Genomic DNA, 19391 nt, shown 5'->3' on the forward strand with positions numbered 1-19391 from the left:
TGCCTGCAGCATCATCTGTCTCCGACGGCTTCGGGCGGCATTCTGAAACGATCAGTAAGGCCTTCCGCGATGTCGTGGGCTACCGGCTCTACCGGGACCTGGAGCGCGGGTGGCGCATCACGATGCCGAACCTGGAGCAGACGGGCCTGCTGCGGATCGACTACGAGGACCTCGGCTGGATCGCCGCTCAGCCGGACCGCTGGCAGGCCGCGCACGCCGTCCTGCGCGAGGCCGACCCCGCGCTGCGCGAGGAGGTCGCTCGTACGCTGCTCGACTACATGCGGCGTGCCCTCGCCATCGACGTGCAGTACTTCCGCGACGACTTCGACACGCTGCTGCGGGCGAGCGAGGAGCGCCTCACCGGGCCGTGGGTCCTGAGCGAGAGCGACCGGCCCGCCGTCGGCACCGCCTACCCGTACGGTTCGAAGCCCGGCATGGAGCGCTCCGCACTGTTCCTGTCGGCCCGCGGCAAGTTCGGCAAGTACCTCCGGCGGAACATGCCCGAACTGCGTACCCTGCCGCTAGACGACGTCCAGGTCGTCATCGAGGACCTCCTGAAGGTGCTGCTCGACGCCGAGCTGGTGCGCGAGGTGGAGGCGGCCCCCGAGCACGCCGGCCCCGCCTACCGCCGTCGGGCGGCCGAAAAGCGCACCGGCTACCGGGTGTCGGCCGCCGCCCTGATCTGGCATGCCGGCAGCGGTGAGCGGGGCGCGATCGACCCGCTGGCCCGCACGTACAGCAGCGGGGAGGGCCCGCGCGTCAACCCGTTCTTCCGCGACCTGTACCGGACGGCGGCGGCCGAGCTGGCCGGCCTGTTCGCCCGGGAGCACACGGCGCAGGTCACCCCGGAGGACCGGCTGGAGCGGGAGGGCCGGTTCCGCACAGCGGAGCTGCCGCTGCTGTACTGCTCGCCGACGATGGAGCTGGGTGTCGACATCTCCTCGCTCAACGCCGTGATGATGCGCAATGTGCCGCCGACCCCGGCGAACTACGCGCAGCGCTCGGGCCGGGCGGGCCGTTCCGGTCAGCCCGCCCTGGTAACCACGTACTGCGCGACGGGCAACAGCCACGACCAGTACTACTTCCGGCGCTCCCAAGACATGGTGGCCGGGCAGGTGGCGCCGCCGCGTCTGGACCTCGCCAACGAGGACCTGGTCCGGTCCCATATCCAGGGCATCTGGCTCGCGGAGACGGGGATGAAGCTGGGCGTCGCGATCCCGGACGTCGTCGACGTGGCCTACGACCCCGACGGCAGCGACCGCCCCGACCCGCAGATGCCGCTGCCGCTCCTCCCCCACATCCGCGACCTGTCCCTGGACGAGGGCGCCCGCCGGCGTGCGGTCGCCGCGGCCCGTACCGTCCTCGCCCCGCTGATCGGGGACTTCGCGGACACCACCTGGTGGTACGACGAGTGGATCGAGGACCGGATCGAGCGCGCCCCGCAGCGGTTCGACGACTCCTTCGACCGCTGGCGCGAGCTGTTCCGGGCGGCCGTCGTCGACCAGTACGAGCAGAACAAGCGGGTCGTCGACCACACCCTCTCGCAGGGTGAGCAGGGCCGGGCGCGCACCCGCCGCCGCGAGGCGGAGACGCAGACGAACCTGCTGCTCAACCGCTCGTCGGACAGCAAGTCGGTGATGAGCGACTTCAACCCGTACCGCTACCTCGCGTCCGAGGGCTTCCTGCCCGGCTACAGCTTCCCGCGGCTTCCCCTGGCCGCGTACATCCCGCGCTCCGGCAACCGCCGCAACGCCGACGGCGACTATCTGCAGCGTCCCCGGTTCCTCGCGATCCGGGAGTTCGGCCCCGGCGCGCTCATCTACCACGAGGGTGCCCGCTACCAGGTCACCCGCGTGCAGCTGCCGCCGGACGCCTCGGGCGACCTGGCCACGGCAGAGGCGCGGCGCTGCGACGGCTGCGGCTACCACTACGCCGTCAAGCCCGGCGTGGACACGTGCACGATGTGCCACGAGGAGCTGAGGAGCAAGCGCACCGGCCTGCTCCATCTGCACACCGTGTACACCACCCCGCGCGAGCGGATCTCCTCCGACGAAGAGGAGCGCCGCCGGGCCGGTTTCCGCCTGGAGACCTCGTACGCCTTCGTGGGCCACGGCGCCCGCAAGGGACGGCTCACCTCGCACGTCACGGACGCCGAAGGCGCGCCCGTCCTGGACCTGGACTACGGCGATTCGGCGACCGTCCGGATCACCAACCTCGGCCGCGTCCGGGACAAGGAGGGCGAGCCGGACGGCTACTGGCTGGATCTGGGCGACGGCCGCTGGCTCAACGACCGGGCCGCCGCGGACGCCATCGAGGGCACCGGGATGCCGGTGGTCGACGAGGACGGCAACGAGAAGCGTCGCAAGAAGCGGGTCCTGCCCTACGTGGAGGACCGCCGAAACATCCTTGTGGTCACCCTGGACGAGCCGCAGCCCGAGCCGGTGGCCCTGTCGTTCCTGTACGCGCTGGAGCGGGGCATCGAGGCCGCGTTCGAGCTGGAGGATTCCGAGCTGACCGCGGAGCTGTTGCCCCCGGACGACGGCCCGCGCCGCCACATGCTGTTCACGGAGGCCGCCGAGGGCGGCGCCGGTGTGCTGCGCCGGATCCAGCACGACAAGGACGCCCTCGCCAGGGCTGCCCGCACCGCCCTGGAGATCTGCCACTTCGACCCGGACACCGGCGAGGACCAGGGCGGACCGACGGACAACGAGAAGTGTGCCCGCGGCTGCTACGCCTGCCTGCTGACCTACGCCAACCAGGCGCACCATCGCCAGCTGAGCCGGCACGCCGCTCACCCGCTGCTGGTGCGGCTGGCCAATGCCCGCACCGAGCGGGAGGACCGCGGCGAGTCCCGCAGCGAACAGTTCCGCCGGCTTGCTCCCGCAGTCAGCAGCGGGGACGCCGCCTCTGAGAGCGTCTCACTGACCCCGGTGGAGGCGGATCTGGCGGCCCTCGTCGCGCGAGGCGATCTGCTCGGCTGGCTGCGGGCGAAGGGCTACCGGCTGCCGGACGAGGTCAACGTCCTCGTGCAGGAGGCGGGGGCGCGCCCCGATCTGGTGTTTCGCCTAGACGGTGCCAACCTGGCCGTGTTCGTCGATCTCCCCGACCGCGCGGCCGACTCCACCCGCGACGTCGAGGCCGGGTACCGCCTGGAGGACGCAGGCTGGGACGTCCTGCGCTTCCCGACGGACGCGAACTGGGACACCATCACGGACAACAACGCCGCCTACTTCCACCTCCGTTGATCGCCTCACCGGCTCCCGACCTTTAGGACTGAGACATCTCATGAGCCTCACGTACACAGCCGGCTCCTTGGTCGCCGCCCGCGGCCGGGAATGGGTGGTCCTGCCCGAGAGCGCCCCCGACATGCTGGTGCTGCGCCCGCTGGGCGGTGGCGAGGACGACGTCGCGGCCGTTTTCCCCGCCTTCGAGGACGTACGCCCCGCCGAGTTCGCGGCGCCGAGCCCGGCCGACCTGGGCGACCAGCGCGCCGCCGGCCTGCTGCGTACGGCACTGCGCATCGGGTTCCGGTCGGGTGCCGGCCCGTTCCGCTCCCTGGCGTCGATCGCTGTGGAACCCCGCGCTTACCAGCTGGTGCCGCTGCTGATGGCGTTGCGGCAGCGCAATGTGCGGCTGTTGATCTCGGACGATGTCGGTATCGGCAAGACGGTCGAGGCGGGTCTGATCGCCAAGGAGCTCCTCGCGCAGGGCGAGGCGACCCGGCTGGCCGTGCTGTGCTCCCCGGCGCTAGCCGAGCAGTGGCAAGGCGAGCTGCGGGAGAAGTTCGGCATCGACGCCGAGCTGGTGCTGGCCTCCACGGTGTCGCGCTTGGAGCGCGGTCTGGAGCTGGGCCAGTCCCTGTTCGACAAGCACCCGTTCACGATCATCTCGACGGACTTCATCAAGTCGACCCGTCACCGTGAGGACTTCGTACGGCACTGCCCCGACCTCGTGATCGTCGACGAGGCCCACACGTGTGTGGCCGCAGATGACACCGCGCAGGGTGCCGCGTCGTCCTCCTCTAACCAGCTCCGCTACGAGCTGCTGCGGAGGATCTCCGCCGACGCCGACCGTCACCTGCTGCTGCTGACCGCGACGCCGCACTCCGGCAAGGAGTCGGCGTTCCGTAATCTGCTTGGCCTGGTGCGCCCCGAACTGGCGACTGTGAACCTGGAAGCCCCGGCAGGGCGGGCGAAGCTCGCCGAGCACTTCGTGGCCCGGAAGCGCGCCGATGTCCGCGACTACCTCACCAAGGAGGACGGCCTCGCCGACGACTCCCTGGCCGAGCGGACTGCTTTCCCCTCCGACCGCTGGACGAAGGACGAGCCGTACAAGCTGACCCCGGCCTACCGGGCTCTGCTCGACGACGCCATCGCCTACGCCAGGGACCGCGTCGAGGCGGCCGGCGAGCAGGGCAAGCGGGAGGCCCGTATCGCATGGTGGTCGGTAATCGCGCTGCTTCGCTCGATGGTGTCCTCGCCAGCGGCCGCTGCGCAGACCCTGAAGACCCGCTCCGAGTCCGCCGCCGCCCGCACGGCGCACGAAGCAGACGTCCTGGGCGCCCCGGTGGCAGCCGACTCCGCGGACAACGACCGGCTGGAAGGCATGGACGTCGCGCCGGGCGCTGCCGAGACGGAGGATGCCGGTGCCCGGCTGCTGGAACTCGCCGAGCGGGCCGCGCAGCTCGTCGGCCCGGCCGAGGACGCGAAGCTGAAGGCGCTCACCCGCCATCTGAAGAGTCTGATTGCCGACGGCTACCACCCGATCGTCTTCTGCCGCTACATCCCCACGGCCGAGTACCTGGCCGAGCAGCTCGACGGCAAGCTGGGCAAGAAGACGAAGATCGCCGCCGTGACCGGCACCCTCTCCCCGCAGCAGCGCCTGGAACGCATCGAGCAGCTCGCCGCCGAGGCCGCCGCCGAGGAGGCCGGCGACCCGGCCGTCCACCGCGTGCTGATCGCCACCGACTGCCTCTCCGAGGGCGTCAACCTCCAGCACCACTTCGACGCCGTCGTCCACTACGACCTGGCCTGGAACCCGACCCGCCACGACCAGCGCGAGGGCCGCGTCGACCGCTACGGCCAGAAGCGCGACCAGGTCCGCGTCGTCACCATGTACGGCGAGGACAACGGCATCGACGGCAAGGTCTTGGAGGTGCTGTTCAAGAAGCACCGGCAGATCAAGAAGGACCTGGGTATCTCCGTCTCCGTCCCCGACGAGACCGCCTCCGGCGTCACCGATGCCGTCGTGGAGTGGCTGCTGCTGCACGGCCGGCAGGGCAGCCAGGAGAGCCTGTTCGAAATGGACGCCCACCAGGAGTCCTTCGACCGCATCGAACGCGAGTGGAACTCGGCCGCCGAGCGGGAGAAGACCTCCCGCTCCAAGTACGCCCAGCGCGCCATCCACCCGGAGGAGGTGGCCCGCGAGGTCGCCGCCGTACGGGCCGCGCTCGGCGGCGCAGAGGAGGTCCGCGACTTCGCCCTGGAGGCGCTGCGCGACCTGGACGCGCTGGTCCGCGACCCGCGCGACGGCAGCGGCGACTTCACCGCCCAGGTCGGTGGCACCCCGGCCGGCCTGCGGGACGCGCTCGCCGCCACGCTCGGCAACCGGCTCGTCGAGCAGGACCGCGAGATCCCGTTCCGCAGCACTCCGGCGATCGCCCGCGGCGAGGCCGCGCTGATCCGCACCGACTCGGCGATCGGGGCCATCGCCTCGTACGTCCTGGACTCGGCGTTGGACGTGGACGCTCTCGGCCCCCGCCCGGCCCGCCGCTGCGGTGTGGTCACCACGGACGCAGTCACCACCCGCACCACGCTCCTCCTGGTCCGCTATCGCTTCCACCTCACCCTGCCGTCCCGCACAGGCGAGCGACAGGTGGTCGCCGAGGACGCCCGTCTGCTCGCCTACGAGGGCATGCCGTCACGGGCCCGTTGGCTGGACGCCGACGCGGCCACTGCCCTCCTCGCAGCCCGCGCCACCACCAACACACACGAGCAGTCGGCCCGCAACCACATCACCCGCACCCTGGACGGCCTGCCGGACCTGTCCGCGCACCTCACCGAGTACGGCAAGAGCCTGGCCGCCGAACTCGATGCCTCGCACCGCCGGGTCCGCAAGGCCAACGAGGAGATCGTCCGCGGCCTGAAGGTCGTCCCGCAGGAACCCGCCGACGTCCTCGGTGTGTACGTCTATCTGCCGCAGCAGCCCGTTTCCATCTCGTCGGGAGCCGAAGCCTGATGTCCACCGCCACCCGCACCGCCCTGGCCTTCACCGCCGTCACCACGGTCGGCGGCCTGCTCCCCGCCGACATGCTGCTGCGCATCGCCGAGGCGCGGAACCTGCCGGGCACCAAGCCCGCCGACTACGGCCTGCCCGCCTCAGTGCCCGTGCGCGATGAGGCCGAACGCGCCTGGGAGTACCTCAAGCCGCTCTGGCGCGACCTGCGCGCCGCCCTGCCCTCCGACCCCGCCACCGGCGCACCCGCCGCCGACCCCACCGGCCGGACCGGCACCGACTGGCTCGCCCAACTCTTCCGCAAGCTGGACTTCGGTGCGCTGACGGAGGTCGGCGCGGCGGGCATTTCGGCCGACTCCGACCCGGACAAGCGCTTCGCGGTCTCCCACCGGCACGGCCCGGCCCTCGTCCACCTCATCCCCTGGAACCAGGAGCTGGACAAGCGCCCGGCGGCTGGGCAAGTCCCCGCGCAATCGATGCTCCAGGACTGCCTCAACCGCACCGAGGCCCACCTGTGGGCGGTCCTCACCAACGGCCGCCGCCTGCGCCTGCTGCGCGACTCCTCGTCCTTCGCGACTGCGGCCTACGTCGAGTTCGACCTCGAAGCCATCTTCGACGGCGAGCTGTTCAGCGAGTTCGTGCTGCTGTACTGCGTACTGCACGCATCCCGGTTCATGGTGCCGGAGGGGACAGCGGCTTCGGGGTGTTGGCTAGAGAAGTGGCGCAAGGTCGCCATCGAGTCCGGCAGCCGGGCGCTCGAACACTTCCGCGACGGCGTCCAAGCGGCGCTCACCGTCCTCGGCACCGGGTTCCTGAGCCACCCGCACAACAACAAGCTCCGCGAACACCTGGACGCCCACACCTTCCAGACGGCGCTGCTGCGGCTCGTCTACCGCATGATCTTCCTCTTCGTCGCCGAGGACCGGGGCGCCCTGCTGAACCCCGAGGCGGACGGGCAGACCCGCGACCGCTTCACCCGCTACTTCTCCACAGCCCGCCTCCGCCGCCACGCCCTGCGCCGCCTGGGCACCGCCCACGATGACCGGTACCGCGCCCTGGAACTGCTAATCAAGGCCCTGGGCTCAGAAGAGGGCCGCCCCGAGCTGGGCCTTAAGGGACTCGGCGGTCTCTTCAACGACACCCCCGCCGACCAGCCTCTGTGCGGTGCACGGCTGGCCAACCGCCACCTTTTCGAGGCCGTCAAGCACTTGGCCCGCGTGCGCGACGCGGGCTCCGCCCGCTGGCGTCCCGTCGACTACCAGCGCATGGGCGCCGAGGAACTCGGCTCGGTGTACGAGGCCCTGCTGGAGCTGGTGCCCAAGCACAGCGCCGCTGACCGCACCTTCGAACTTGTCGACCGCATCGGCAATGACCGTAAGAAGACGGGCAGTTACTACACCCCGACCGCGCTCACCGAGGCCCTCCTCGACTCGACGCTCAACCCGGTGATAGACGACGCTGTGAAGCGCGGGGAACAGAACGCGAGCGCCAACGGCCGCCCGGATCCTGCCGACACGATCGTCGAGGAACTACTCTCCCTCACGGTCTGCGACCCCGCCTGCGGGTCGGGCCACTTCCTGGTGGCGGCGGCCCGCCGTATCGCCAAGCGCGTCGCGGCCGTCCGCGAGCGCAACCCCCAGCCCACGGTCGAGGCCGTGCGCCACGCCCTCCACGAGGTCGTCGAATGCTGTGTGTACGGCGTGGACCTCAACCCCATGGCGGTCGAGCTGGCCAAGGTGTCCCTGTGGCTGGAGGCCATGGAGCCCGGTAAGCCCCTCAGCTTCCTGGACGCGCACATCAAGCACGGCAATGGCCTGATCGGGGCAACCCCGGCCCTGATGCGGGACGGCATCCCGGACAGGGCATTCAAGAGGGCCGAGGGCGACGACGAGCCCTGGGCGCGGTCGCTGCTCGTCCGCAACGCCCACGAACGCGAGGGTCAGGGAGGTCTGTTCGAGATTGAGGCGGAAACGAAGGTCGCCAACTCCTCTTTCGCCCGCGGGCTGCGCAGGATCACCGCGACCCCGGCCGACAACCTTGCCGACGTCCGACGCAAGGAAGCCGCCTACCGCGACTGGTCGACGTCGGCCGACTACCTGCGCGCCCTGCACCTGGCGGACGCGTGGTGCGCGGCGTTCGTCTGGGTCAAGCGTGAGGACGCGCCGCCGGCCATCACGCACAAGGTGTTCCGGGGTCTGGAGGACCCAGAGGGCGACGCGGCATCACAGGCGACCCATGACGAGATCGTGCGCCTGCGCGACCAGTACGCCTTCTTCCACTGGCACCTGGAGTTCCCGGAAGTCTTCCACGTGCCGGAGGATCCCGCTCTGGCCGAGGCCGGAAGAGTGTCCGAGGCGATTGCCCCGGGCACCGGCTGGGCGGGCGGGTTCTCGTGTGTCGTGGGCAACCCACCTTGGGACAAGGTCGACTTCGAAGACAAGAAGTACTTCAGCGTGGTCGCCCCCGAGATCGCGGAGATCTCCGGTACCGCCCGCCGCACCCGCATCAGTGAGTGGGAGCAAGAGAATCCGGAGGCCGGAAGGCGGTACCGGGGGGCGCGGCGCGCGGTCAAGGGGACGTTCCACTTCGCGGGGGACTCGGGAGTGTTCCCGTTGTGTGCGAAGGGGCTGACGGTCAAAGGCGTCACCATGCTCCAGACGGACCAGCTCTTCGCCGAGCGGATGGCGAACGTGGTCGCACCCGAAGGGCGGTTCGGCCTGATCCTGCCGACTGTCATCGCGACGGGCGCGGGGTCCCAGTATTTGTTCTCGGACTTCACCCAGCGAGGGGTTCTGGCATCGCTGTACGACTTCGAGAACCGTCGCCCGAAGTCGTCTGCGCTGCCCAAGGGCGGCAAGTGGTTCGAAAGCGTTGACTCGCGCTACAAGTTCTGTCTGTTCTCGCTCACCGGCCGGACCATTCAGGCGGATGCCAGCCGCGTCGGCTTCTTCCTATCCGACACCACGGATCTGGAGGACCCCAACCGTGTCTTCGCCCTGGACCCGGAAGACTTGGCGCGGATCAACCCGAACACTGGCACGCTCCCAGTGTTCCGCACACAGCGAGACGCGGACATCACGGCAGGCGTGTACCGGCGAATCCCTGTGTTGCGCGAAGAAAGGCGGCGCGACAGGAATCCCTGGCAGGTAGCTTTCAAAGCAACCTTTTTCCACACAACGGACGACTCCGACCTATTTCGTGATCGCGAACGACTTGAGGCCGAGGGGTGGGAGCTGCGCGGCAACGTCTTCGAGCGGGGCGGAGAGCGAATGCTGCCGCTCTATGAGGCCAAGATGGCGGATTTCTTCAACCACCGTGCCGCTGACGTAGTCAAGAGCCAGACGGCGGTCAACCGTCAAAACCAGCCCAGCTACCTGACCGCCGAAGAACTACAGGATCCCGCACGCCCTGCGTTGCCGCTCAACTGGATTCAGCGGGACGGGAAGATCTCCACTCGGCGTAACAACAAGGATGCTCAGGTCAACGGGGTGGAACTACGCCTCGCCGAAGAGAAGTGGGATCGCGACTGGCTCTGCGGGTGGTGCGACGTCACCGCCTCAACGAACGCGCGCACCTCGATTCCGGCCTTCCTTCCTAGAACCGCAGTCGTCGAGACCTTTCCACTCATGATGCCCAGAGTCTCCCCACCTCTGGTATCCGCACTGATCGCCACTCAGTCATCACTGGTCTTTGACTTCGTGAGCCGCCAGAAGATCAATGGCGCTCACATGAAGCTCTACGCCTGGAAGCAACTCCCCGTTCCCACCCCGTCCACCCTCGAGCCCCACCTCCCCTTCCTCCTCCCCCGCGTGCTCGAACTCGTCTACACCGCCTATGACATGACCCCGCTCGCCCGCGATCTGGGCGACGAGGGCGAGCCGTTCCAGTGGGACGAGGACCGCCGCGCCCAGCTGCGCGCCGAGCTGGACGCGTACTTCTTCCACCTCTATGGAATTTCCCGCGAGGACACCGACTACATCCTGGAGTCCTTCCAGACCGCCTCGGGCGGCCTGAAGAACAACGAGATCGCCAAGTTCGGCGAGTACCGCACCAAGCGGCTCGTCCTCGCTGAGTACGACCGCATGGCCACCGCCGGCCTCACCCTGGAGACCCCCCTCACCGAGAGCGAGTCCGGCACCTACCGCTCCACCCTCACCCCGCCCCCCGGGCAGGGCCCCCGCCATTCCGCCTGACCACGTCAGGTCGAGGGCCGGCTATTCCCAGCGCCCGGCCCCTGCCAACCGGCAGGGGCCAGAAGCGGCGCATCTCTGCTCGTGCGTACCACGCCTCACCCCGCACCGGAGACCCATCCATGTACCTCGATCAGCTCCGTCTGCAAGGATTCCGCTCAGCCGCCGACACCACAGTCTCCTTCCAACCCGACGTCACGGTCATCGTCGGCGAGAACAACGCCGGCAAGTCCAACGTGATGGATGCCATCCGCTTGCTGACGCCTCCCCTCGACGGCAAGGGCAGCGGTCTCTACCCGGACCGCGACGATCTCCACCGGGACGGTTGCCCCGAAGACGGGCATGCTGAAGGGTGCCGCAGCACCATCGAGTTGTCCGCCCGGTACAGATCGCGATCACCCGGCGATCTGGACATGTTCAGTCAAGCCTTCGAGCGGGACGGAGAAACGGCGAGCTACCACCTCACTATCACTCCCCCGCCGGAGGGCTTCCGGCGCGCCACCCTGTCGTGGCGGGCAGGTGAGGGTGCGACCGCCGACCTCGACCCCGAGCCCAGAGCCCGGGAGGGAATCCGTCACCTCTACCTGCCCCCGCTGCGGGATGCCCAGCGCGAACTTGCATCCAGCAGCGGTGGCCGCATCCAGCTTGTCGTCGAGAGACTGCTCAAGGACGACGCGGACCGCAAGGAATTCCTCCGCAAGGTCGGCAAGCAGTTCGAGGAGGTCGGCAAGATCTCGCCGCTGCCCGATGCCCTGGACTCCGTCGGCAACCGTCTCGCCCGGCTCACTGAGGGAGCTCTACCTCAGTCGGTCGACCTGGGGTTCGCCGACGCCTCTGTCAGTTCCATCGCACGGGGGTTGCGACTGCGCATGGAGCAGGCCGGACTCGACCCCCGCGACCTGGCCGAATCAGGGCTCGGCTACGCGAACTTGCTGTTCATGGCCACAGTGTTGACGCAGCTCCAAGATGCGGCGGAAGCCGACCTCACCCTTCTCCTGGTCGAAGAACCGGAAGCACACCTGCATCCGCAACTTCAGTCCATCCTCCTCAACTACCTCGTGGAGGAAGCCCAGGAGAGCAGGCGCCAAGCGGACTCCAAGAGCCCGTGGCGCGGCCAGATCCAGGTGATTGTCACCACGCATTCACCGCACGTCGCCACCGCGGTCGCGCCCAAGAATCTCGTTGTACTTCAGCGCAGGCCAAAGCGTCCCAGTGCTGCTGCCATCGAAGGGTCTACGCGTAGCACCTCGTACGAAACCACCGCCGTCGCGGTCGACAGGTTGCCGCTGGGCAAGGACGACCACATCAAGCTCCGTAGCTATCTCACCGCCACGCGCAACACATTCCTGTTCGGACAACGTGTTCTCCTCGTCGAAGGTCTGGCCGAAGCCCTGCTCCTTCCTGAGTTCGCACGACTCACACTCAGCCGGGAACAGCTTCAACGGTTCCTCGGCACCGCGCTCGTTCCGATCGACGGCGTTGACTTCATGCCGTACATCCGCACCCTCTTGACCGTCGACAGCGCGAGTCAGTTCCGGATAGCCCGACGCGTCGCTGTCATCACTGACGGTGATGCCGGGACAGGAGCCGCGAAGGCCGCAGAGAAGCGCATCTCGGAGCTCGAGCAGATGATTGCAGCGACGGCCTCCGACAATTTGGCCCGTGTCTTCCGTAACGAGTTCACGCTGGAGCCGGAACTCCTGCGTGCGGGCGGCCCCAACCGCGAGATCGTGCTGGATGCCTGGAAGCGGCAGAAGCCGATCGCTTGGGAAGAGCACTGGAAGGCCGTGGGTGCCGGCTCGCCTGGCCAGCAGGCTAAGGCCCTGGCCGAGTTGATCAACGGGCGGAAACTGATCCGCAAGGGCGACCTCGCGCAGGACATTCTGGCAGTGGCTGCTGAGCGGCCGCGCGAGGCCACCCCGATGGCGGTGCCCCAGTACCTGAAGGACGCTCTCATGTGGGTCACTGAGGAGGTGTCATGACCCCTCGTGATCCCAGCGCCGCCACCGACACCATCGCCGTTCTGCGCGCTGAAGCCGCCGCTGCTCAACGCGTACTGGTGAACATGGAAACCAGCCCCGGCCGCATCGTCCGCGCCGAGGCGTGCCCTGGCGCGGGAAAGACCCGTACCATCGTCGAACGTCATCTGGCCAGCCCGACTGGGCCGCGTCAGGGCCGGGCGCTGGTCTCCTTCACCAAGGTCGCGGGCCGCGAGATCAGGAAGCGGTGCCTTGATGAAGGGCGCCCTGAGCTTGCCCAGTTCCCCCACTTCATAGGCACTTTCGACGCGTTCGTCTGGCGGCATCTTCTCCGCCCCTACCTGCTGCCCAAACCCGGCAAGACATGGCAGCGCTTGGAGGAGTGGAGCGATCACCCGCAGGCTCGCAGGGACGGTGCTTCTCTGGACGACTTCAGCTTCTCGTACGGCAGAGGCATCGTTCGCACCTCGGACCCGCAACCGATCATCCGCCGACTCCCCCACCGGTTCCGGCGCGATGAGGAGGGCCGGCAGAAGCTGACTCTGTGGGCAGCGTATGCGATGCAGCGCCTGTGGAGTCAGGGCTATCTGTCGGGGGACCAGCTGCGCGACATGGCACTTAACCTCCTGTCCGATCCCGAGCGCCGCAAGCGCATCGCGCGGGTGCTGCTCACCCGCTTCCGTGAAGTCGTCATCGACGAGTCCCAGGACTGCTCCGATGAGGACTTGCGGATCGTCGACATGCTGCGTGAGCTCGACATACCCCTGCTACTTGTCGGCGATCCGGACCAAAGCATCTACGGTTTCAGGAACTTGGTCTCGCTCACGACTGCCGTACCCAAGCCGCTCAGCAGTACGGCTCCAGATCACCGGCTGACGCATAACTGGCGTAGCACACAGGTTATTTGCGACCTTGCGCACACGCTGCGCACGTCCAACTCTCCTTGCGACACCGCGGTAGGCCCCTATCACGCCGAGGCAACACCGATCTCGCTCCTTCCTACCACAGGGCGGAAGGACGTCGAGTGGCTGGGAGACTTCGGTGCGGCGGCAGAGCAACTCGCCATCCCTCAGAGTCAATGCCTTGTGGTCGCACACGGTAACTCGACACTGCCCAAAGGCCTCACCGGAACACGAGTTCCCCCCTCGGACCAGTTGGGCCGACTCATTTGGGCTACAGCCGTCCTGCGTTCACCAGGTGCGTCGACCAGGCACCAGGAACGCGCCCACAAGGTGCTACGCGAAGCCGTTCTGCGGCACTGGTACGGCCAGCCCGACACCCCTGAGCCTGTCAACCTTGCTCATCAAGGACTCAGTCCACTGGAACTGCACGTAGCCGAGCAGTCAGTCCTTCGCGCGCTGCCTCCGCTGGACATGCCGGCAGCCGAATGGAGTCGGGCGGCACACAGTGTCCTCACAGCAAAGGCCAGCCTGCTCGGTCTCGTGCCCCAGGTCCAGCGCGCCTATCCCTGCAAGAAGCATGGCAAAGCAGCATGGCAGATCGTGGGCTTCGGAGCGCCCTCGTCTCCCCACGTCTCCGTCGGGCGGGCCAGTACCGTTCATGGCGTGAAAGGCGATCAGGCAGACGCGGTGCTGGTCGTCATCCCGGCTGCCACCCCGGAGGACAGCCGTTCGACAGACCTCGTCAAAGCCTGGGCGGAAGGCCCTGACCGCGTGGTACCCGGAGAGATCGGCGAGGCCCTTCGGGTCCTGTACGTAGCCGCGACACGCGCCCGTCGTCTCCTCGCGTTGGCGCTGGAAGACGACCACCTGGCGATGATTGCGAGGTTCCTCGCCAAGCGAGGCGTCCCGTTCCGCGCCCTCTGTGAGCCTCAGCAAGAGCAGCTGAGACTGAGCGGCTGACGAACCCACCACCCCGTCACCAGGAGCCCAGTGCCGTACGCAGAGGAAGAAGACACGCGCAAGGTCCAGACCGCAGTCATCGGCCGGGCCGAGTCGGACTGGCCGGTGTTCCTGCCGTACGACCATGACGACTTCGACCGGTTCATGCGGGGTCGGACGCGCGACGACTTCTATTGCGGCGTCCTGCTCGGCGGCTGCGGCAAGAAACTGTCCCCGAAGCGGTACACGGACAAGAGGTGCCACTTCGCGCACCGGCCGCCCGTGCACTGCCGCCGCACGGAGACCGGTGAGGACAGCGCCGATCACCTCTACATCGGGCGGGCCGTCGCCGACTGGCTGAAGCAGCGGGGGCAGCGGGCGGTGCAGCCCGTCTACAAGCCCAAGGGGCACCAGGTTCGCGATGTCGTCGACGTGTCGTACGAGGCTGGACGCCGGCTCATACGCGTCCAGCTCGCCCGGAGGTCGAAGCGGGAGTGGGAGGAGGCCGACGCGGAGCTTCGAGTCCGGCACTCGGAACTCAACTGGTTCTTCGGGCCTGACAGTCTCCTGGCCAACTGGCAAGTCGAGCGGCAGGGGTACGCCCTTCGTGTGCAGTGCCGATCACTCGGGGCGATCCGAACCGTGGAAATCGGCACCCAGTTCGCGGACAGACCCGTGGAGTGGACCTCACTCTCGGAGTGCACGCTCGCCCCCGAAGGTATCGTCACCCCGAGTCTCCTGCGCACACCGAGTGGCATAGTTCCGCGCCATGCAGCCCCCGCGGAACCCGCGCCTCCCCCGTCCAGCCTGCCGCTTACCTCAGCCTCCGTCCTCATCACCGACGCCACGCTGTCTCACGCCACCGACACCCACCGCTGGTTCGATATCTCCATACGCGTCAACGCCCGCCTGTCGCTCCCTGCCCGTGCGGATTCGCCCGACGTTCACCACACGTACCTGCCCATGGACGCCACTCTCTCCCTCGACAGTGATGGCACATGGCTGATCAAGGCCGGCGCACTGCAGCGCATCCAGAGCGACACTGCCGACCGGCCCATGGACAGCGCCGGGCCGTCTTCCGACACGCACACTCCGTCGCCCGAGGAGCAGTCACTTCCTCCTGACGCCGACCTCGTCGCCTCCTTCCGCAGGACGCTGGAGAACGCCGCGCGGAGCAAGAACGTCGTCACGATGGCAACCCTGTGCAAGGGGGCGTCGCTCCACGGCCACATACTCCCCGGGGACCGGTGGCGGGAGCTCCTCCTCCGGGTCGAACAGCCCCGGACACCGGGCAAGCCCGTTCTGTCAGCCCTCATCAAGGGGCGAGACGGGGGCCCAGCCCCGTTCTTCAAAGAGATACTGCACGGACTCGGCTGGACGAAGAGGTTCTCCAACACCGAGTTGCTCGACATCTGGAACCGCGAGCGTGGCCGCGTCCACGCGGCCTACAGCAGAAGTAGCCGGGCGAACCCGCCATCCGTTCCCCATCAGGAAGCCCACCGCAAGCCACAGAGCCGTGTCAGAGGGAAGCGGTCCGATTCCGCCGCCGGACGCCGCGCCGCCTTCGACGCTCTGCTTGACGTGGCTCACGAGGCACGGCAGGCCGGTGACCTCGACACCTTCGAACAGCATCTGTTCCTGGCGGAACGGGCAGCGCTGTCGACGGATGCCCACGAGACCCTGCGGGACCATACTGACTGGTTGGTGGACCAGCGCGCCAACGAGTTGTATGAGACCTGGGAGCGCCTGGCAGCGCTCATTGACACAATCAACCGCGACGGAGACGACCTCTATCCGGACCAGTTGCGCCGTGCTCTCCAGAGTGCCGAAGAACTCGCTGAAGAGGTCGGAGACGATCTGGCGGCGGAGGAACGTGGCGACATCGAGCGCTGGCAGCGGCACCTGGAACGGATGACCCAGCGCCTCACGCTGTCACAGATACGCGGCCATGCCATCACCGTCCGCGTCGCGCTGCGGCAGGCCGCGCGCGAAGGGCGTACAACGACGTGGGGCGAACTGGCCCTGCGGATCGGGGCTCCCCTCGCAGCCCTCGACCCGGACGACAAGATCGCCGTCTTGGTCGAGGTAGACCGTGAGACGCCGGACGACAGGCCCCCGCTGTCCGCCCTGGTCACCGCGCACGGAGGCGACCGGCCGCATCCGCTCTACCAGCAGATCCTTTTCAACCTGGACCGGATCGCTCCCCCACCCGAGGCCCTGTTCATGCACTGGCGCATGGCACTGCGTCGTCACTCCGAACTACGGTGACGCCCCCGCCTCACGCGTCCACACGACACGTCGCCCGCACAGAGACCGCCGCCCCGACGGATACGAACCTGGGAAAACCCACCATGACCGAAGCCGTGATCGACGCTGGTGATGGCGACGCCGATACCGATGCCGACCGGGAGGCTGTCGAGCAAGAGCGTTCTGAAATTCGCGAGTTCGTCAAAGGCCTGAGCGCGGACGACATCAAGTCGGGCAACTGGTTCACCAAGCTCTCTGCCCACGCCATGAGTTCCTACACCGCGAAGGTCGACTGGCAGTACTTCCAGGAGCGGTATGAGGGCGTACCCCCGGATGGCATCGTCGACCAGCGGATCAAGATGGCGGCCCGGTACGCCGCGCTCGAAGGCGGGATCTCCGCCGGGGCCTACACCGCGGCCGTCGCCTCCACCATCGGGACCCTCGGCGGGGCCTCGCCGGCCACCGTCCCGGCCGCCGTCGCGACGCTGATGGTCGATGTCGCGTTCACCACCCGGCTCCAGCTCCGTCTGGCTTACGACATCGCAGTCCTCTACCAGGTCCCGCTCGACCTGTCCGACCCCGATGACCTGTGGAAGCTCATACGAGTGGCCTTCACGATCAAGAGCGGGGAAGTGGTCCGGGAAGGTGTGGTCAAGGCGGTTCCGGTCGTCGTACGGCCGGTGATCAAGCGCTTCTACTCCAAGGGGGTGCTGACCGCCGCGAAGGGGCTCCCCTTCGTCGGGAAGTACCTCCTGCAGCGCAACGTCATCAAGATCGGCATCCCTGTGGTCGGCGTGCCCCTCGCGGTGGTGCTGAACCGCTATACGACGCTGGTCGCGGGGCGGCACGCGCAAGCCGTCTTCCGGAACGAGGCTCGGGTGATCGAAGTCGCCGAAGGGCTGAGCAAGCGGAGTCGGCACCCGCAGTCGATGTTGTGGGTCGCGTGGCTCGTCATCAGGGCGAACCGCAAGATCGCCGACGATGAGGCACTGTTGATGCGCCACCTGGTGAGGCTGGTCCGGGAGCAGCATCAGGTCGTCGACAAACAACTCGCTCGCCTTGTCGACATCGACCCCGCCGAGGTGTGGCAACGCCTGGACGCCGAGCCAGGGGATCTGAGCGACCTCCTTGACGTGGCCGAACAGGTGGCCGCGGTGGATGGCGATGTTAACGCACGTGAGAAGGCCGTCATTTCGGATCTTCGAGTTCGCTGCCATCGAGGCTGACTGACATCGCCGTACGCCTCTACCCACAAGCACGGCCACGGCCAGGAGACCGTCGCAAGGTAGAGGGGCGTTGCCGAGGCTGATGGCTTCGACAGCGCCTACGCGGTGTGTCTCTCAACGCCCGAACGCGAACCGCACGAACGGTGCCCAGCCCTCACGGCCGGCAATGAAGGTTGGGCGGCTCACGTCCCTGGAATCCCGTACACGAACAGCCTGTTCTGCGATGCGATCTCGACGCAGTCATCGCCCTGGCTGCCGCTGTAGCTGGACTTGAACCAGGTGAGTTCCGTCGCACTGCCGCTCATAGCTCTCCTCGGAGCGCTCCAGCAGGGCCCGCGATTCGTTGGGGCTCAGGGCCTGCGAGCCCCAGTGTTGCATGCGCTGGCAGAGCAGGCTCACCTCTTTTCGGTCCGAGATCAACCGGCCGTTCTCTTGCCCTTCGGAGTAGCCGAGCCGCTGCCCCGAAGAGGTCTCCAAGATCCGCACCGGCCCATCCAGGCACGGGTGCAGCCCCGCCTCAAGCGGCACCACTTGAAGCGTCATACTACGCGGAGCGGTGCGCTCAAGGACATGGTCGAACAGCTCGCGCATCGCCTCCGCGTCCCCGAAGCGCCGCCGGAACACATGCTCCTCCAGAATGAAGCTGAACGCCACCGTAGGCCGTTCCCGCATAATCCGCTGACGGTCCATCCGCGCGGTGAGCAGCGCCGCCAGCTCCTCGTCGGTCCGCAGCGGGATCGTGCCCTCGAACACCGCCCGCGCATACGCCTCCGACTGCAACAACCCCGGCACCAGTCGGCACTCGTACGTACACAGACTCACCGCATCGCGCTCCAGCCGAGCCCACCGGCGGAACCAGGCCGCAAGTCCCGCCTCGCCTCGGGTGAGATGGCGAGCGGCCTTGCGCAGCGCCCCGGTGATTCCGGTCGCCCGGAGCTTGCGTCGAACGCCGTACTCCACGGCAGCCTGCCCGGTCGTAGCTTTCGACTGACCCTCGTCTGCCACGCCTCCCCCGGTCTCCTTCGCGTCGAGGTCACCGACGCGCGCGGAGACAGATGGCCGCAGGCCCGTCCCGCGAGCGCCCTGAGCGCCCTGTCGGACGCGTCCCTCCACACCAGCGGGCGCGGCCTCGCGCTCGCCGCGGTCGCCGACCACTGGGAGACGCTTCCCTATTCGCCAGCGGCAGACCGTGCGGGCGGAACTGGGCAGTCCGTCCTGAAGGAGCGCCCCGCACCAACCAGCCACCTCACCCGATGGGCAATGACCTCGCCTGGCGCGCCACATCCGGACTCGATCAGAACCCGGAACACCGCGGTTTCGAATGCACGTGAAGATGGAGGTTGGGGCGGGCATGCCAGAAGGTCACCCGTCACAGCTGAGGCTGCGCTGCGAAGACGCACCAGATGGGCAGCTTTGCCCCACAGTGCCCGTCCGCCGGCTTTCGCGATCCTCCGACTCGCCATCCGCACGCCTCGTATGCTCCTCTCATGATCAAGCTGATGTACCGCGGAGGGGCGGCCAACCTGCAACTCTTGGCGGAAGAGATCCGGGAATCCCCAGAACTGAGCCAGCATTGCACGGCCGAAGTCACACACCGAGAGACGCAGAGCGATTCACTGAGCTTCTTCGAGTTGGCCACCGATCGGGTGATGGGCCGTGGAGCGCAACGGACGA

General features: G+C 68.0%; 7 protein-coding genes and 4 pseudogenes. 9 read left to right on the plus strand and 2 right to left on the minus strand.

Annotated elements, in window-relative coordinates; translation table 11 throughout:
* The 8 genes and pseudogenes from IE145_RS32480 to IE145_RS32510 form a co-directional block, all read left to right on the plus strand.
* Positions 1 to 3245, plus strand: a 3245-nt coding sequence (locus tag IE145_RS32480; RefSeq protein WP_189529014.1) for a helicase-related protein, incomplete at its 5' end; no start/stop codon positions are given.
* A 361-nt stretch (positions 3246 to 3606) separates the two neighbouring features.
* Positions 3607 to 5070 (plus strand): annotated as a pseudogene (locus tag IE145_RS34050) (helicase-related protein); the annotation flags it as partial.
* A 705-nt stretch (positions 5071 to 5775) separates the two neighbouring features.
* Positions 5776 to 6237: pseudogene (locus IE145_RS34145) on the plus strand (DUF8741 domain-containing protein); the annotation flags it as partial.
* Positions 6237 to 10427, plus strand: coding sequence for an Eco57I restriction-modification methylase domain-containing protein (locus IE145_RS32490; RefSeq protein WP_189529016.1), 4191 nt, complete (start codon positions 6237 to 6239; stop codon positions 10425 to 10427). The pseudogene IE145_RS34145 and the gene IE145_RS32490, both read left to right, overlap by 1 nt.
* Positions 10428 to 10546: 119 nt before the next feature.
* Entirely contained in the window at positions 10547 to 12406 is a 1860-nt protein-coding gene (locus IE145_RS32495; RefSeq protein WP_189529017.1) for an ATP-dependent nuclease, read from the plus strand.
* Positions 12403 to 14265 (plus strand): UvrD-helicase domain-containing protein, encoded by a 1863-nt coding sequence (locus IE145_RS32500; RefSeq protein ID WP_189529018.1) that lies wholly within the window; start codon positions 12403 to 12405, stop codon positions 14263 to 14265. Before IE145_RS32495 ends, IE145_RS32500 begins: the two co-directional genes overlap by 4 nt.
* 30 nt (positions 14266 to 14295) lie before the next feature.
* Positions 14296 to 16512 carry a competence protein CoiA family protein gene (locus IE145_RS32505; RefSeq protein WP_189529019.1) on the plus strand — a complete coding sequence of 739 codons (2217 nt, stop codon included), beginning with the start codon at positions 14296 to 14298 and terminating at the stop codon, positions 16510 to 16512.
* Positions 16513 to 16595: 83 nt separating this feature from the next.
* On the plus strand, positions 16596 to 17717 hold the full coding sequence (locus IE145_RS32510) for a hypothetical protein (protein WP_189529020.1): 1122 nt from the start codon (positions 16596 to 16598) through the stop codon (positions 17715 to 17717).
* 114 nt (positions 17718 to 17831) lie between these two features.
* On the opposite strand, the pseudogene IE145_RS32515 reads toward IE145_RS32510, so the two are convergent.
* Together IE145_RS32515 and IE145_RS32520 are read right to left on the minus strand one after the other, a co-directional pair.
* Positions 17832 to 18022, minus strand: a pseudogene (locus IE145_RS32515) (DUF397 domain-containing protein).
* Positions 18019 to 18830, minus strand: a pseudogene (locus tag IE145_RS32520) (DUF5753 domain-containing protein). The pseudogenes IE145_RS32515 and IE145_RS32520 overlap by 4 nt, the downstream one beginning before the upstream one ends.
* Positions 18831 to 19204: 374 nt before the next feature.
* On the opposite strand from IE145_RS32520, the gene IE145_RS32525 reads away from it, so the two are divergent.
* On the plus strand, positions 19205 to 19391 hold a 187-nt coding region (locus tag IE145_RS32525), incomplete at its 3' end, for a hypothetical protein (protein ID WP_189529021.1).

The sequence above is a fragment of the Streptomyces sindenensis genome (genome assembly GCF_014649035.1).
GTDB lineage: Bacteria > Actinomycetota > Actinomycetes > Streptomycetales > Streptomycetaceae > Streptomyces > Streptomyces sindenensis.

Coding starts and splice junctions, on each gene's coding strand:
- IE145_RS32510 (WP_189529020.1), top strand. CDS start 16,596: ATGACCGAAGCCGTGATCGACGCTGGTGATGGCGACGCCGATACCGAT.
- IE145_RS32490 (WP_189529016.1), top strand. CDS start 6,237: ATGTCCACCGCCACCCGCACCGCCCTGGCCTTCACCGCCGTCACCACG.
- IE145_RS32495 (WP_189529017.1), top strand. CDS start 10,547: ATGTACCTCGATCAGCTCCGTCTGCAAGGATTCCGCTCAGCCGCCGAC.
- IE145_RS32500 (WP_189529018.1), top strand. CDS start 12,403: ATGACCCCTCGTGATCCCAGCGCCGCCACCGACACCATCGCCGTTCTG.